The sequence below is a fragment of the Bradyrhizobium liaoningense genome (assembly GCF_018130955.1).
GTDB lineage: Bacteria > Pseudomonadota > Alphaproteobacteria > Rhizobiales > Xanthobacteraceae > Bradyrhizobium > Bradyrhizobium liaoningense_C.
Genome location: NZ_JAFCJM010000006.1, coordinates 149,445 through 163,465, shown reverse-complemented (window position 1 = coordinate 163,465; position 14,021 = coordinate 149,445). Strand labels below are relative to the sequence as shown.

15 protein-coding genes are annotated in these 14,021 nt (G+C 64.3%); 8 read left to right on the top strand and 7 right to left on the bottom strand.

Going from position 1 to position 14,021, the window contains the following annotated elements:
- Positions 1 to 123 precede the first annotated feature (123 nt).
- The 4 genes from JQ632_RS07430 (at position 124) to ppx (ending at position 5,313) form a co-directional block, all read left to right on the top strand.
- Positions 124 to 666, top strand: coding sequence for a CDP-alcohol phosphatidyltransferase family protein (locus JQ632_RS07430; RefSeq protein ID WP_212401632.1), 543 nt, complete (start codon positions 124 to 126; stop codon positions 664 to 666).
- A 109-nt stretch (positions 667 to 775) separates the two neighbouring features.
- Positions 776 to 1,453: a DnaA ATPase domain-containing protein gene (locus JQ632_RS07425; protein ID WP_212401631.1), complete on the top strand. Its 678-nt coding sequence runs from the start codon at positions 776 to 778 to the stop codon at positions 1,451 to 1,453.
- Between the two features lie 152 nt (positions 1,454 to 1,605).
- Positions 1,606 to 3,795 carry an RNA degradosome polyphosphate kinase gene (locus JQ632_RS07420; protein WP_212401696.1) on the top strand — a complete coding sequence of 730 codons (2,190 nt, stop codon included), beginning with the start codon at positions 1,606 to 1,608 and terminating at the stop codon, positions 3,793 to 3,795.
- A gap of 15 nt (positions 3,796 to 3,810) precedes the next feature.
- On the top strand, positions 3,811 to 5,313 hold the full coding sequence (gene ppx, locus JQ632_RS07415; RefSeq protein WP_212401630.1) for an exopolyphosphatase: 1,503 nt from the start codon (positions 3,811 to 3,813) through the stop codon (positions 5,311 to 5,313).
- A gap of 21 nt (positions 5,314 to 5,334) precedes the next feature.
- On the opposite strand, the gene JQ632_RS07410 is transcribed toward ppx, so the two are convergent.
- Complete coding sequence (locus tag JQ632_RS07410; protein WP_283817656.1) at positions 5,335 to 5,952, bottom strand: FMN-binding negative transcriptional regulator; 618 nt, start codon at positions 5,950 to 5,952, stop codon at positions 5,335 to 5,337.
- Positions 5,953 to 5,954: 2 nt separating this feature from the next.
- Entirely contained in the window at positions 5,955 to 6,581 is a 627-nt protein-coding gene (locus tag JQ632_RS07405) for an HAD family phosphatase (RefSeq protein ID WP_249151515.1), read from the bottom strand.
- 120 nt (positions 6,582 to 6,701) lie between these two features.
- On the opposite strand from JQ632_RS07405, the gene JQ632_RS07400 reads away from it, so the two are divergent.
- Positions 6,702 to 7,595, top strand: a complete 894-nt coding sequence (locus JQ632_RS07400; protein ID WP_212401627.1) for a LysR substrate-binding domain-containing protein — start codon at positions 6,702 to 6,704, stop codon at positions 7,593 to 7,595.
- Between the two features lie 39 nt (positions 7,596 to 7,634).
- On the opposite strand, the gene JQ632_RS07395 is transcribed toward JQ632_RS07400, so the two are convergent.
- Together JQ632_RS07395 and ndk are read right to left on the bottom strand one after the other, a co-directional pair.
- Positions 7,635 to 8,495: a TerC family protein gene (locus JQ632_RS07395; RefSeq protein ID WP_212401626.1), complete on the bottom strand. Its 861-nt coding sequence runs from the start codon at positions 8,493 to 8,495 to the stop codon at positions 7,635 to 7,637.
- A 46-nt stretch (positions 8,496 to 8,541) separates the two neighbouring features.
- Entirely contained in the window at positions 8,542 to 8,964 is a 423-nt protein-coding gene (gene ndk / locus JQ632_RS07390; RefSeq protein WP_027535388.1) for a nucleoside-diphosphate kinase, read from the bottom strand.
- Positions 8,965 to 9,273: 309 nt separating this feature from the next.
- Between ndk and JQ632_RS07385 the strand changes: the two genes are divergently transcribed.
- From JQ632_RS07385 to JQ632_RS07380, 3 genes are all read left to right on the top strand, one after another.
- Positions 9,274 to 9,519, top strand: coding sequence for a sulfur globule protein precursor (locus tag JQ632_RS07385; protein ID WP_212401625.1), 246 nt, complete (start codon positions 9,274 to 9,276; stop codon positions 9,517 to 9,519).
- Positions 9,520 to 9,713: 194 nt separating this feature from the next.
- The gene (locus JQ632_RS39340) at positions 9,714 to 9,896 is read left to right on the top strand and encodes a hypothetical protein (protein WP_249151513.1); all 183 of its coding nucleotides are present in this window, start codon (positions 9,714 to 9,716) and stop codon (positions 9,894 to 9,896) included.
- A gap of 40 nt (positions 9,897 to 9,936) precedes the next feature.
- Positions 9,937 to 11,811, top strand: a complete 1,875-nt coding sequence (locus tag JQ632_RS07380) for an ABC-F family ATP-binding cassette domain-containing protein (RefSeq protein ID WP_212401624.1) — start codon at positions 9,937 to 9,939, stop codon at positions 11,809 to 11,811.
- A 41-nt stretch (positions 11,812 to 11,852) separates the two neighbouring features.
- Here JQ632_RS07380 and JQ632_RS07375 read toward each other — a convergent pair whose 3' ends face one another.
- The 3 genes from JQ632_RS07375 to JQ632_RS07365 all read right to left on the bottom strand — a co-directional run bounded on the left by JQ632_RS07375 (position 11,853) and on the right by JQ632_RS07365 (position 14,005).
- Positions 11,853 to 12,812: a glycosyltransferase gene (locus JQ632_RS07375; protein WP_212401623.1), complete on the bottom strand. Its 960-nt coding sequence runs from the start codon at positions 12,810 to 12,812 to the stop codon at positions 11,853 to 11,855.
- Between the two features lie 84 nt (positions 12,813 to 12,896).
- Positions 12,897 to 13,385 carry a hypothetical protein gene (locus JQ632_RS07370; RefSeq protein WP_212401695.1) on the bottom strand — a complete coding sequence of 163 codons (489 nt, stop codon included), beginning with the start codon at positions 13,383 to 13,385 and terminating at the stop codon, positions 12,897 to 12,899.
- A 167-nt stretch (positions 13,386 to 13,552) separates the two neighbouring features.
- The gene (locus JQ632_RS07365; RefSeq protein WP_212401622.1) at positions 13,553 to 14,005 is read right to left on the bottom strand and encodes a DNA polymerase III subunit chi; all 453 of its coding nucleotides are present in this window, start codon (positions 14,003 to 14,005) and stop codon (positions 13,553 to 13,555) included.
- Positions 14,006 to 14,021 lie beyond the last annotated feature (16 nt).

The window sequence follows — 14,021 nt, the reverse complement described above, 5'->3', positions numbered from 1 at the left end:
ACGTCGATTTCAGGGGACGCGCAATGGCTCGCATAGCGCCCGGGGCCGTACTATGTAGATATCAACCGGTTCGGCCTGCAAAGGACCGGATTCGAGGTCAGACCGGTTGCCGGGAAGCACCGCGTGAGTATTCCGAACATCATTACCCTGGGCCGCATCATGCTGGTCCCGATCATCGTCTGGGCCATCGTTTCCAGCCAAATGGAGATTGCGTTCGCGGTGTTCCTGATCGCCGGGATCAGCGACGCCATCGATGGCTTCCTGGCCAAGCGCTTCAACATGACGAGCGAGCTCGGCGCCCTGCTCGACCCGCTCGCCGACAAGATGCTGCTGGTCTCGATCTACATGGCGCTCGGGATCTGGGGTGCGATCCCGCGCTGGATCGTGATCCTGGTGGTGTCGCGCGACATCATGATCGTCGCGGCCGTGATCGTGTCCTGGCTGTTCGACCGGCCGGTGGCGATGAAGCCGTCGATGGTGTCGAAGCTCAACACCGTGGCCCAGGTGGCTTTCGCGGCGCTGGTGCTGGCGGCACTGGCCTTCGGCTTCAAGCCGGGGCCTTATGATATAATCCTGATGGGCTTCGTGACGGTCTTCACGCTCTCCTCGGTGTCGCTCTACCTCGTCGAATGGTTGCGGCACATGAGTGCGATCGAGGCCAAATAGACGTCCGGCAAAGAAACCGGATCGGCCCCGCAAAAGGCCAACTCATTGGGCGTAACGCCTGAAGGCAATCGAACAGGACCGGTTGGACCCGGCACGGAGCAAGCAAAGCGTGGCAGGCCGCGTTCATCCCCGTCAATTGGCCTTCGCCCTCCCGCATGCGGAGAGCCTGAGCCGGGACAATTTTCTGGAAGGCCCTGCCAACGCCGCCGGTCTGGCGCTGATCGACGGCTGGCCGGAATGGCCGAACCGGATCATGTGGCTGGCGGGCCCGGAAGGTTCTGGCAAGAGCCACCTCGCCGCCATCTGGGCCGAGAAAGCCGGCGCACGGTCCACCACCGCCAATGCGCTGACGCCCGCGACCGTCCCCGGCACGCTCGCCACCGGCGCGCTGGTCGTGGAGGACCTGAAGGCCAAGGAGTTTGACGAGCGCGCGCTGTTCCACCTGCTCAACCTCGCGCGCGAGGACGAGGCCTATGTCCTGCTGACGGGACGCGAGCTGCCGGCCGCGCTCGACATCGAATTGCGCGACCTGCGCTCGCGCTTGCGCGCCGTGCCGACGGTCTCGTTGTCACCGCCGGACGACCAGTTGTTCCGTGCCCTGATCGTCAAATTCTGCGCCGACCGTCAATTGAGCATCGATGAGAGCGTCGTCAGCTACCTCGCCACCCGCCTGGAGCGCTCCCAGGCCGCCGCGCGGCAGGCGGTGGAGCTCCTGGACAGCGAGGCGCTGCGTCAGGGTCGCCCGGTCACCCGGGCGCTGGCGGTCGAACTGCTCCGGAACGTTTGATCCACCGGGGCGTCGCCCTCCATCGCGGGGCGCTTGACGCGACGCGGCGGCGGAACCTCAATGTCATCGAAACGTCATCGCGCTAACACATGCTCCTCGCCGGTTTTGCGCATAAGACGCAAGATAGGTGTAAGACGATGGATCGACTTCTCATGGACTCCGCGCAAGCCATTGAAATAAAAGAAAAAGAACACGTCGACACTGGCGTCCCGGCGATTGCCAAGAGCCCCGAACGGTTCATCAATCGCGAACTCTCCTGGCTGCACTTCAATCGTCGCGTGCTGGAGGAATCGGTCAATGGCAGCCACCCCGTGCTGGAGCGGGTACGATTCCTGTCGATTTCGGCAAATAACCTTGATGAGTTCTTCATGGTCCGCGTGGCCGGCATCAAGGCCCAGGTGCGCGAGGGCATTGCCGAGCGCAGCCCCGACGGCCTGACCCCGTCCGAGCAGCTCGCGCTGATCAACCGTACCGTTTCGCAGCTTGCCAGCGACCAGCAGGCGATCTGGGGTGACCTGCGCGGCACGCTCGCCGAGGTCGGCATCGTGCTGGTGGACGGCAAGGACGTCACCAAGGCGGAGCGGACCTGGATCGAGGACTACTTCCTCCACAACGTTTTCCCGCTCCTGACCCCGCTGGCGATCGATCCCGCCCATCCCTTCCCGTTCATCCCGAGCCTCGGCTTCACCATCGCGCTCCAGCTCACGCGCGCCGCCGACGGCAAGGCGATGAACGCGCTGATCCGCATGCCCGGCAAGATCGACCGCTTCATCCGCATGCCGGCGGAAGGCGTGGTGCGGCTGATCTCGCTGGAGCAGGCCACCAGCCTGTTCATCAATCGCCTGTTCCCGGGCTACACGGTGCGCGGTCAGGGCACCTTCCGCATCATCCGCGACTCCGAAATCGAAATCGAGGAAGAGGCCGAGGACCTCGTCCGCGTGTTCGAGACCGCGCTGAAGCGCCGCCGCCGCGGATCGGTGATCCGGCTCGAGATCGATGCCAAGATGCCGGAAGAGCTGCGGCTCTTCGTTCAGCACGCGCTGTCGGCCGCCGACGACGAGGTGTTCCTGGTCGACGGGGTGCAGGCGATGAACGAGCTGTCGCAACTCACGCGGCTCGACCGTCCCGACCTCGAATTCACCCCTTACGTGCCGCGCCATCCCGAGCGAGTGCGCGAGCATGGCGGCGACATTTTTGCCGCGATCCGGCAGAAGGACCTGATCGTCCACCACCCCTACGAGTCCTTCGACGTCGTGGTGCAGTTCCTGCAGCAGGCGACGCGCGACCCCGACGTCGTCGCCATCAAGCAGACGCTCTACCGCACCTCCAACAACTCGCCGATCGTGCGCGCGCTCGCCGAGGCCGCGGAGGCCGGCAAGTCGGTCACGGCGCTGATCGAGCTGAAGGCGCGCTTCGACGAAGAGGCCAATATCCGCTGGGCGCGCGATCTCGAACGGGCCGGCGTCCAGGTCGTCTACGGCTTCCTCGAATTGAAGACGCACGCAAAGCTCTCGATGGTGGTGCGCCGCGAGGGCGGCAGCCTCACCACCTATGTCCATACCGGCACCGGCAATTACCACCCGGTCACCGCGCGCATCTACACCGACCTCTCCTACTTCACCTCCGACCCGACCATCGGCCGTGACGCCGCCCGCGTCTTCAACTTCATCACCGGCTATGCGGCGCCGAGCGACCTCGAAAAAATGGCGGTGTCGCCGCTGACGCTGCGCAAGCGCATCATCGAGCACATCCAGGGCGAGACCGCGCATGCGAAGCACGGCCGGCCCGGCGCGGTCTGGATGAAGATGAATGCGCTTGTCGACCCCGACATCATCGATGCGCTCTACGAGGCCTCGCAGGCCGGCGTCCAGGTCGAGCTGGTGGTCCGCGGTATCTGTTGCCTGCGGCCGGGCATTCCCGGCCTGTCGGAGAACATCCGCGTCAAGTCGATCATCGGCCGCTTCCTCGAGCACGGCCGCATCTATTGCTTCGGCATGGGCCAGGGCCTGCCGGGCGGGAAAGCGGCTGTGTATATCTCGTCAGCCGACATGATGCCGCGGAACCTCGACCGCCGCGTCGAGGTGCTCTGTCCGCTGCAAAATCCCACGGTGCATCAGCAGGTTCTCGAGCAGATCATGGTCGCGAATCTCAAGGACAATGAGCAGAGCTGGCAATTGTTGCCGGATGGGTCCTCAACGCGTATGAAGGCCGCGAAGGGCGAAGAGCCGTTCAACGTGCACAATTACTTCATGACGAATCCGAGTCTGTCAGGCCGTGGAAAGTCGCTCAAGGAATCCTCTCCGCGCCGCCTCACGCGCCGGAATGAACGTCATCAATCCTGATCAGGGATTGTCGTCGTGACACGACCGCGCAAGCGCGGCGCGAGCGTCGCGGTCGTCGACATCGGCTCCAACTCGGTCCGTCTCGTGGTCTACGAGGCGCTCGCGCGCAGCCTGATTCCGATCTTCAACGAGAAGACGCTGTGCGGCCTCGGCCGCGAGGTGCAGAGCACCGGCCTGCTCGCGCCCGACGCCGTCGACAAGGCGCTGACCTCGCTCAGGCGCTTCAACGCGCTGATCCGGGTGATGCAGGTCGGCCGCGTCTACGCGATCGCGACCGCCGCCTGCCGCGATGCCTCGAACGGTCCGGATTTCATCGCGAAGGCCGAGCGTATTTGCCGCGTCAAGATCGAGATCCTGTCCGGCCCGCGCGAGGCGCGGCTGTCGGCGCTTGGCGTGGTCTCCGGCATCCATCATCCCGATGGCATCGTCGGCGACCTCGGCGGCGGGTCGCTGGAGCTGATCGAGGTGCACAGGAACAGCGTCCGCAGCGGCGTCACGCTGCCGCTCGGCGGCCTCGCTTTGCAGGACCTCGCGCACAAATCGCTCAAGCGTGCCGACCGCATCGTTCGCGAGGAATTCGCCGACGTCGCGCAGCTCAAGGCCGGCCATGGCCGCACCTTCTACGCGGTCGGCGGCACCTGGCGCGCGCTTGCCCGCATCCACATCATCCAGAGCGGCTATCCGCTCCAGGTCATGCACGGCTATTCCATACCGGCCGCCGAAGCGCTCGACTTCGTGCGGCGCCTGCGGCGGCTGGCGGCGAGCAACATGCTCGCCGACATCGAGGTCGTCGCCGACGCCCGCCGCCCGCTCCTCACCTATGCCGCGCTGGTGCTCGAGCACATCATCCGGGTGGCGAAGCCGAAGACCATCGTGTTCTCGACCTTCGGCGTGCGCGAGGGGCTGTTGCACGAGAAGCTGTCGGAGGCCGAGCGTGCCAAGGACGGCCTGATCTGCGCCGCGGAGGAGTTGAACCAGCTCCTATCACGCTCGGCGCGACACGCCCGCGAGCTGATCGAATGGACCGACCGCTTCGTGCGCGTGGTCAAGCTGCGCGAGACCGAGGAAGACCGCCGGCTGCGCCACACCGCCTGCCTGCTGTCCGACATCGGTTGGCGCGTCCACCCCGACCATCGCGGCGAGCAGACGCTGAGCCTCGTGGTCAACGGCAATTTCGGGGCGATCGACCACCAGGAGCGCGCCTTCGTCGGCCTGTCGGTGTTCTACCGCTATGCGGGCTTGAGCGAGGAGAACCAGCCGCCGCCGACGATGCAGGAGCTTCTGACGCCGGTCCAGCTCGAACGAGCGCGCCTTTTGGGCGCTGCGTTTCGCGTCGCGCATCTGATCTCCGCGGCGCGGCCGGGCGTGCTGCCGGCCACGCATTTCCGCAGCCAGGGCCGCAAGCTGATGCTGGTGTTCGAGCACCGGCTCGGCGACCTCGTCGCCGACCGCGTCGGCGGCCGCTTCAAGCAGCTCGCCCGCCTGATCGGCCGCGCCGGCTCGATCGTGAGGCACTAAGAGCAAAGGTGCCGGACGCGTTCAGGAATTCTTTTCCCTGATCCAAGCAGCCAATCGCCGATCACTGGATATGCCCGAGGCCGCGAGCTTCGAGGCCACAGACAGGGCATCACTTTGCGGCTCGTCCTGACCGAGCTTGGCTTTGCCTCTCAGGCTCGTTAGCGTCACCTCAAATCCGACAATCATTCTTAACCGCCGGCCGATGCCCTCTTGCGGCAGTTCCTCCATCGTCCATGGCTCGGCACGGCCTGTCTCATATCGCCTCGTCAGACGGTCGATCGATTGACGGGTTGTTTCCCGGTCTTGCAGCGAGATGCAGCCTTCGGCCTCGACCATGACGTGATACATGGTCGGCGCCATGTTACGGGCCGGATACCAGCTTGGACTCACGTACGTGCGCGGCCCCTGAAACAGGGTCAGGACGCGGGCCCCGTCATTGATCGACGAAACCTGTGGGTTGCTCCGGGCGACATGGCCGACCAAGGTCCCTAATTTACCGCGACTTCGGTCCAGCAAAAGCGGAATTGCCGTCACGTGCGGGACATCCGTGCCGTTGCACATCAGAAGGGCCCAGGGATCGGAGTCGATCAGATCGAGCGCCTCGTCTGTGGACATGGCCCAACATTGCCGCAACAACATCCCTAGCCCCCCGAGAAAAGCAGCCCATGGCGCTTCAGCTCTGTCTGGAGCCCCTCGACGGACCTAAAATGATGGCCGTGAAGACCAGCCTCTCTCGCTCCCGCGACGTTTTCCGCAAGATCATCGACGAACAGGACGGCTTCCGGTCTCGCGCCGAGCGCGGCGAGGCATCGCCGATAGCAGGCGACATCAGGCTTCGCCGCACGAAATCGAGCCGATGCATACAGCCTCGAGCCGAACAGCGGCCGGAGTTCTGGGCAGAGAACATCGATGTGATCCACGACCAACTCCGTGTTGTTCGTGAGAACGGCCACATCGACGTACCCGCGCAAGCGCTCGGCGATCTCCAGCATCGCCGGATCGGGCGTCATCGACACGCGACGGGCTTCGAGCCAATCGGCTAGGCTGAGAGCATGGCCGATCCGCTCGCCAAACGCCCTGAGATATTCCTGACGCGAGAGCGTACCGTTGTCGCCTAACCGCTCAAATCCGCTCCCCCAGATGGCTCGATAGATGTCCGCCGCCGTACCGCCAGAGAATTCGGCCAAGCGGGAAGCACGGGCATGCGCGTCGTAGGTGCATAGAACGTTGTCCATATCAAACAGGACAAGTTCAATTTTTTCAGCCATCGGCATTCCGCTTCGGGCAATCTCTGTAAGAGAATCCAAGAACATTCAACGGGAATAGTCAGAGAAGGCACTGGCGACAAGCGAGTAAATCTGGGATGTATGCATGAGGGAAACTCACACATGACCAACATCCGCCTCCCCCCGTTGAATGCGGTGCGAGCCTTCGTGGCCGCGGCCAGACACGCAAGCATCACACTCGCGGCGACCGAATTGGGGGTCACTCATGGGGCCGTCAGCCGCCAAATCAAGCTGCTCGAAGAGCACCTTGGCGCACAGCTGTTTGTCAGGGAGACTCGTCAAATAGTCCTGACACCCGTCGGCCGGCAGCTTTTCGCAGGCTTTGCGCCAGCGCTTGAACGCATCGCGGCAACAGCTGCCACCGTCGCCCGCCTCTCCTCCGTTTCAAGCCTGCGCATCAACGTGCGGGCAAGTTTCGCGGCGCGGTGGCTCATCCCACAACTGCCGAGCTTCATCCGCAAATATCCTCACGTCGCGCCGCAAATCTTCACAGGTGCCGAAGCACCTGCACGTCTAAGCCGCGACAGCTTCGACGTTATCATCCGCCGGACGAAGACGGGTTGGCCGTCCGATCTCAAGCCACGTCCATTCATGGCCGACCAGGCATATCTCGTCGCAGCACCATCGCTACTGGACGCAAGACCCGTCGAAAGTATCGACGACCTGACAGGACATGTGTTCCTTCATAGCGAGACGCGAGCCAACGATTGGCGCGAATGGCTCAGGTTCGCCGGAGGCGAAGGGATCCATCCCGCCGACGAAATGCGGTTCGATCATCTCGATTTCGCCTTGCGAGCGGCGGCAGATGGATTGGGAATAGCTGTTGGACCCGCCAGTTTGGTGGCTCAAGACATCGAGTCGAAACGACTGTGCCATGTCCTGCCAACGCTGACCCGGCCGCTCGATCCCTACCTCATAGCAGCAAGTGATGAGTCGAATCCGGCGGCTCGTGTGTTCGAGCAGTGGCTCCTGAACGACGTGGAGCGGGAATCCTAGCCGATCGAGCCTGAACGCATCCGCGCTCCGACGCGCCGGCTATTCCGCCGACGCCTTGGCGTGACGCTCGGAAGCTTCCAGCGCCGCCAGGCTGAGGCTGCGCCGGCGCCAGATGTAGCCGACGACCAGCACCACGATCACGCCGAGCGCGGCGCAGAAGTACTCTGCACCCGCCCCGCCATGGCCGAACTGCGGGGGAATGCGCAGCACGGCCAACATCGAATCCAGCGAGGCGCCGAGCGGACCGTCGAACAGACTGTGCAGCTTCGGTTCGACGCCCGGATCGGTCGCGATCACCTCGCCCGCGATCCAGCCGAGCAGCGCAGCACCCGCCCAGACCAGCACCGGCAGTTTTGCCAGCAGCGCCATGATCAGCGCGGCACCGGCCACGATGAGCGGCACGCTGATGGCAAGGCCGAGGACCAGCAGCGGCACGCTACCGTTCGCAGCGGCGGCCACCGCGATCACGTTGTCCAGGCTCATGACGATGTCGGCGACGACGACGATCTGTATCGCCTGCCAGAGATGCGAAGCCGACTCGACGTCGTCTTCGTCCTCGTTTTCCGGCACCAGGAGTTTTGCGGCGATCACGATCAGTGCGAGGCCGCCGACCAGCTTGAGGTACGGCAGCGCCATCAGGCTCGCGACGATGCCGGTGAAGATGATGCGCAGCAGGACTGCGGCGCCGGCGCCGAAGATCATGCCCCACAGCCGGTGCCGCGGCTTCAGGCCACGGCACGCCAACGCGATCACCAGCGCGTTGTCGCCGGACAAGAGGATGTTGATCCAGATGATCTTGCCGACCGCGACCCAGAAGGTCGGTTCAGCCATTTCATTGCGAAACTGGGTGAAAAACGATCCGATCGTGGCGGGATCGAAGATCTGCAAAAGCCAGCTCACAATGCTTCCTTTCGTCCCGTCGTCTTGAAGCGCGACGGCTGATCAATCAGCCGACGATCTCGTTGCCCGAGAAGAACTGCGCGATTTCGATCGCGGCGGTCTCCGGTGCGTCCGAGCCGTGCGCCGAGTTCTCGCCGATCGACTTCGCATAGAGCTTGCGGATGGTGCCGTCAGCCGCCTTGGACGGATCGGTCGCACCCATCGCGTCGCGGTACTTGGCGATGGCGCCCTCGGCTTCCAGCACCTGCACGACGACCGGGCCCGAGGTCATGAACTCGACGAGTTCACCGAAGAAGGGGCGCGCCTTGTGCACGGCATAGAAGGTTTCGGCCTGTTCCTTGGTCATGCGGATGCGCTTCTGGGCGACGATGCGCAAGCCCGCCTTTTCGATCACGGCATTAACCGCGCCAGTCAGGTTACGGGCGGTCGCGTCGGGCTTGATGATCGAGAAGGTGCGTTCAATCGCCATGATCTTGTCCTTGAGAGAAATAGCGGTGGGGAGGAGTTGCGGGGCTTATATCGGCGCCATCGGCGAACGGCAAGCGACCCCAAAACGGCTCCCACGGGCGTATCGCCGCGGGCCAAGGGGGCGTGGAACGGCGTGGAATTACAATAATTTCACGCAGATGAACCAAATCTGCAGGCTCCGTCAGGGTTCGGTTCAGCGTCCCGGGCCTAAGGTTTGGGCCATCGAAACGCAATCCTTCCCTATGGAAGCGTTTCGGCGGCCATTCCATCGACGCGATAGCCCCGCGCCGGCAGTTTTGAGGAGAACACCATGTTCAGGAAACTTTCGCTTGCTGCGATCGCCGCGGTGTCGCTGGGTGCCGCTGCGCTTGCGCCTACGGCCGCGTCCGCCCATTGGCACGGCGGCTGGCACGGGCACGGCGGCGGCTGGGGCTGGGGCGCACCGCGCTTCTATGTCGGCGGCCCCGTCTCATACGGCTATGGCGGCTGCTATGTCCGCCGGCTGGTCCCGACCCCCTGGGGACCCCGCTGGCGCATGATCAACCGCTGCTACTGAGCCCGTCAGCACCTTCCAAGAGTTGTGTCCAAGAGCAGGCCCCGGCGCGCCCCCGCCGGGGCCTCGTTTTTGGACACATCAAGAAGTTCGTTCAATCTCGACGAGAACGCAAAGCAGCCCCGCACCGGGGGCGAAACCAATTCGCGGTCAGGGACTTGGTAGGGAGACGTAACTGAAGCCCTGGAACCCCGACGATGACTGGCTTCTTCGCCAATGACAGCGACCAAATCGACCGGCGGACCTGCCGATCGATCTGCGACGCCGTGGGGGAACGGCTGCAGCAGAGCCTTCGGCCCGAGCCCCATCTGACCTCGCATCTGGAGCACCTTTTGAACGAGCTCCGGAAGCGCGACCGGGACGGCGGTCGCAACAACTAAAACCGGTTGCGTTTGCACGTCCTTGCGGTGACAAGGCCGCATGCTGTCCATCACCGACCTTTCTGTCCGGCTCGCCGGACGCCTTCTGATCGACCAGAGTTCCGTGCAGATCACGCCCGGTTCGCGCGTTGGCCTGGTCGGGCGCAACGGCACCGGCAAGTCGACGCTGTTCAAGGTGATCCGTGGCGAGCTCGCGGCCGAGTCCGGCAGCGTGACGCTGCCGCCGCGCTGGCGGGTCGGCAGCCTCGCGCAGGAAGCCCCGGACGGACCGGAAAGCCTCATTGCTGTCGTGCTGAAGGCCGACCTTGAGCGCGACGCACTGCTGCACGAGGCCGAGACCGCGCACGATCCGCACCGCATCGCGGAGATCCAGACCCGCCTCGTCGACATCGACGCGCATTCGGCCCCTGCCCGCGCGGCTGCGATCCTCAGCGGCCTCGGCTTTTCGGCGAGCGACCAGGCGCGGTCCTGCTCCGAGTTTTCCGGCGGCTGGCGCATGCGCGTGGCGCTTGCGGCCACGCTGTTTGCGGCCCCCGATCTGTTGCTGCTCGACGAGCCCACCAACTATCTCGACCTCGAAGGCACGCTGTGGCTGGAGGATCACCTCGCCCATTATCCGCGCACCGTGATCGTGGTCAGCCACGACCGCGATCTCCTGGAAAGCTCGGTCGACCAGATCCTGCATCTGGAGCGCGGCAAGCTCACGCTCTATCGCGGCTCCTACTCCTCGTTCGAGGAGCAGCGCGCCGCGCGCGAAATGCTCGACGCCAAGCAGCTCAAGCGCCAGGAAGCCGAGCGCGCCCGCCTGCAGGCCTTCGTCAATCGCTTCAAGGCCAAGGCCTCGAAGGCACGCCAAGCCCAGTCCCGCGTCAAGATGCTGGAACGGCTGAAGCCGATCACAGCGCTGGTGACCGACGAGGTGCACGAGATCAGCTTTCCGCCGCCGGAGAAGACGCTGTCACCGCCGATCATCGCCGTCGACAACGCCACGGTCGGATACGACCCGGCGAGCCCTGTGCTCAGCCGCGTCACCCTGCGCATCGACAATGACGACCGCATCGCGCTGCTGGGCGCCAACGGCAACGGCAAGTCGACGCTGGTCAAGCTGCTTGCAGGCAAGCTCGCACCGTTCTCCGGCGGGGTCACACGCGCCGACAAATTGTCGATCGCCTATTTTGCCCAGCACCAGCTCGACGAATTGAACGTCGACGCCTCCGCCTATGATCACGTCCGCAAGCTGATGGGCGAAGCGCCGGAATCGAAGATCCGCGCGCGCGCCGGCGCGATCGGCTTCTCCGGCAAGGCCGCCGACACGCCGGCCGGCAAATTGTCGGGCGGCGAGAAGGCACGCCTGCTGCTGGGGCTCGCCACCTTTTTCGGCCCCAACATGATCATCCTGGACGAGCCGACCAACCATCTCGACATCGACAGCCGCGCCGCACTTGCGGAAGCCATCAATGACTTTCCCGGCGCCGTCATCATGGTCTCGCACGACCGCTATCTGATCGAGGCCTGTGCCGAGCGGCTCTGGCTGGTCGCCGACCGCACCGTGACCACCTACGACGGCGATCTCGACGATTACCGGCGCGTGGTGCTGTCGGCGCGCAGCACGGAAGCGAGCCCGCGCGAGCGCAGCAACGGCAACGGCAACGACAAGCCTCAACGCAACAAGGGCGACGGCCGCGGTCCGCTGAAGAAGCGCATTGCCGAGGCCGAGGCCGAGATCGCACGCATCACCGAGATCATCGCCAAGATCGACACCGCGCTCTCCCTGCCCGACATTTTTACCCGCGATCCCAAGCAGGCCGCGCAATTGTCCAAGGCGCGCGCCAATGCGGCGGACGCGCTGGCGCGCGCGGAGGAGCAGTGGCTCGAGGCGAGCGCGCAGTTCGACGAGGCGTCATCAACGGCATGACTGTGATCGAAAGCTCTCGATCATGTGTTGTCAGCGTCTTCTCACCGTTTGCCGTCTGACCTCAATCGCGCCAGGAGGTGTGCAAGAATCCCCCGCCTTCCTGCATTCTGGTCATCGGCTACAGGCCCTTGTGCACGCAGGCGTATGAGCTCCTGGTAATGGACGTGATTCCAGTGGCCGGCATGGTCACGATCGCGCCGCAACGCCGCCCAGCGCTGGATGTGATCCGCCTCAAGCCGGTTGGACCATTCGGGCCGGAATTCATGCCGCTCGAACATAAGATCGAGCCAGCTTCCGCGCGGCGGTGCGATGTTTTTGGGTATTCCGGCTCTCCGCCACATTTCGTTCCAGAGATGAACGAACGTCGATTCGGCCGTGCGGCGCTCGATCTCTTCGGTCGCCTCAGGAAGCAAAAACTTCTCGAACTCCTCGGGTCCTATCGCATAGGCAACATCGCGCGCAGCCGGCCGGAGGCTTGGCGCAAATTCCGGCTGGAGCTCGGTCAGCAATTTTGGACCGACCTCGCCCCACCGTGCATCGGCGCGCCTGGTCTCGGTGCGTTCCCGGCACGCTCGCATCAAGGGTTCGCCCGCCGGGAAACCCAGCACCGCGCCGTTTATCTCGTCATCCGTCTGATGCGCGGCAAAACTGCTCGTCACGGGCAGCGCCGTGCCGACGAACATCACGTCCGCGTCCACCCACCAGCCGCCGACCTTTTCAAGAAGCGCATAGCGAAAATAGTTGGAATGAAGCGACGGACTCGGCCCGTCGAATTCATGTTTGTAGAACGAGACATCGTCGTCGATGATCTCGCGGGCATCTCTCAGAACGACCCCGTCCGGCAGCCCGGCGATCGAATGGTCCGCAAACAATTCAACGCGGATTCCCGCGGCCGCGAAGGTGAGCAGACAAAGCGCCTCATAGGGGGAAAACGGCCCGTGCCAAAAGGTCCGGACGACAGGCTTCAGTTCGTGTGAAGATTGCCCGTCAAACCTGTCCATGAATGACGTCGATAGCTGCCCTGGAACAGAATAGCTTGCGGCACGGCGAGACGAACATGCGCATAAGCGATCTCCCTTGCCCCCTCAGCCCGTCTGCTTCTTCTTCGGCTTGGGCTTGGCCCTCGGCGCTGCCGGCTGCTCCGGCGTGCCCTCGATCGAGGACAGGCGGCCCGAAGTGAAGGTGTAGATGCCGGCGCGCGGGCCGGTCACCCAGGTGACGACAGCGACGCGCCGGCCGCCCGCATCATTGGACAGGTTGACGCTCGAGGGCGCACCGATGCCGCGCACCACGTCGCATTCGGTGTGACCGAGCGCGACCGTGCCGCCTGACGGCGCCGGCGCGCTCGACGCATTGGCGTCAGCGGGTGCGCCCGGCGGCGCCATGCCGGGACAGGCGCCATCGGCGCTGACGAGATCGTCGGCCGTAACGGGCTTTTCAGGCGTCAGCGGCGGCGCGTCGATCGAGATGTTCTTGATGAACAGCCGGGTCGGTTTGTTGAACCATTCGGCATCCTTCGACAGCAGGTCGGAGCCGCCGGCGCAACCTGCAAGAGCCGGCGCAACGGCAGCCAACGCCAGGATCAGCGTCGAGGGAAGCTTTTGATGTCGCACGATAAACTCAGATCCCCGCTTAAGGTCCAGCCCTAACCAATTGTCCCAACATCCCTTTGCGGCACGACCGTGGCTCTTTGGCTAGGTTCGCCCGAAAAGTCCAAATTATCATTAATTGCCAAGCGCTGCTAATCCCGCCGCTGCCACCGGCCGCGCTCGTCGGCCTGCCAATAGGTGACCTCAAATCCCCGCGTCTTGCAATCCGTCCAGGCGGTGCGCGCCAGGGCCAGGGCATCAGGGTCGTCGCCGTTGAACAGCAGCACCATGCGTTCATAGCTCTGCGGATCCTGCGGCAGCGCGGCGTTGTCGATCAGGAACCGGACATTGGCGCCGTTGGGATTGTCCTCCTCGATCGCGAGCAGGATCGGCTGATCCGCCGCATCGCCAACCCGCCATGTCGCGTGAGGCAGGAACGAGTCGTCGCGATAGGTCCACAGATGCGCGTCGAGCGCATCGGCGCGTTCCGGCGAGGTCGACTGCACGACGACGCGCCAGCCGCGCTCGAGCGACTTCTCGAGCAGCGGCGGCAGGACGTTCTCCACCGACATGTTTTGCAGATGATAGAACAGGACTTCGGTCATTAAAGCGCGATGCCTT

Coding starts and splice junctions, on each gene's coding strand:
- JQ632_RS07375 (WP_212401623.1), bottom strand. CDS start 12,812: ATGGACAGGTTTGACGGGCAATCTTCACACGAACTGAAGCCTGTCGTC.
- JQ632_RS07400 (WP_212401627.1), top strand. CDS start 6,702: ATGACCAACATCCGCCTCCCCCCGTTGAATGCGGTGCGAGCCTTCGTG.
- JQ632_RS07420 (WP_212401696.1), top strand. CDS start 1,606: ATGGACTCCGCGCAAGCCATTGAAATAAAAGAAAAAGAACACGTCGAC.
- JQ632_RS07410 (WP_283817656.1), bottom strand. CDS start 5,952: ATGTTGTTGCGGCAATGTTGGGCCATGTCCACAGACGAGGCGCTCGAT.
- JQ632_RS07405 (WP_249151515.1), bottom strand. CDS start 6,581: ATGGCTGAAAAAATTGAACTTGTCCTGTTTGATATGGACAACGTTCTA.
- JQ632_RS07365 (WP_212401622.1), bottom strand. CDS start 14,005: ATGACCGAAGTCCTGTTCTATCATCTGCAAAACATGTCGGTGGAGAAC.
- JQ632_RS07385 (WP_212401625.1), top strand. CDS start 9,274: ATGTTCAGGAAACTTTCGCTTGCTGCGATCGCCGCGGTGTCGCTGGGT.
- JQ632_RS39340 (WP_249151513.1), top strand. CDS start 9,714: ATGACTGGCTTCTTCGCCAATGACAGCGACCAAATCGACCGGCGGACC.
- JQ632_RS07380 (WP_212401624.1), top strand. CDS start 9,937: ATGCTGTCCATCACCGACCTTTCTGTCCGGCTCGCCGGACGCCTTCTG.
- ndk (WP_027535388.1), bottom strand. CDS start 8,964: ATGGCGATTGAACGCACCTTCTCGATCATCAAGCCCGACGCGACCGCC.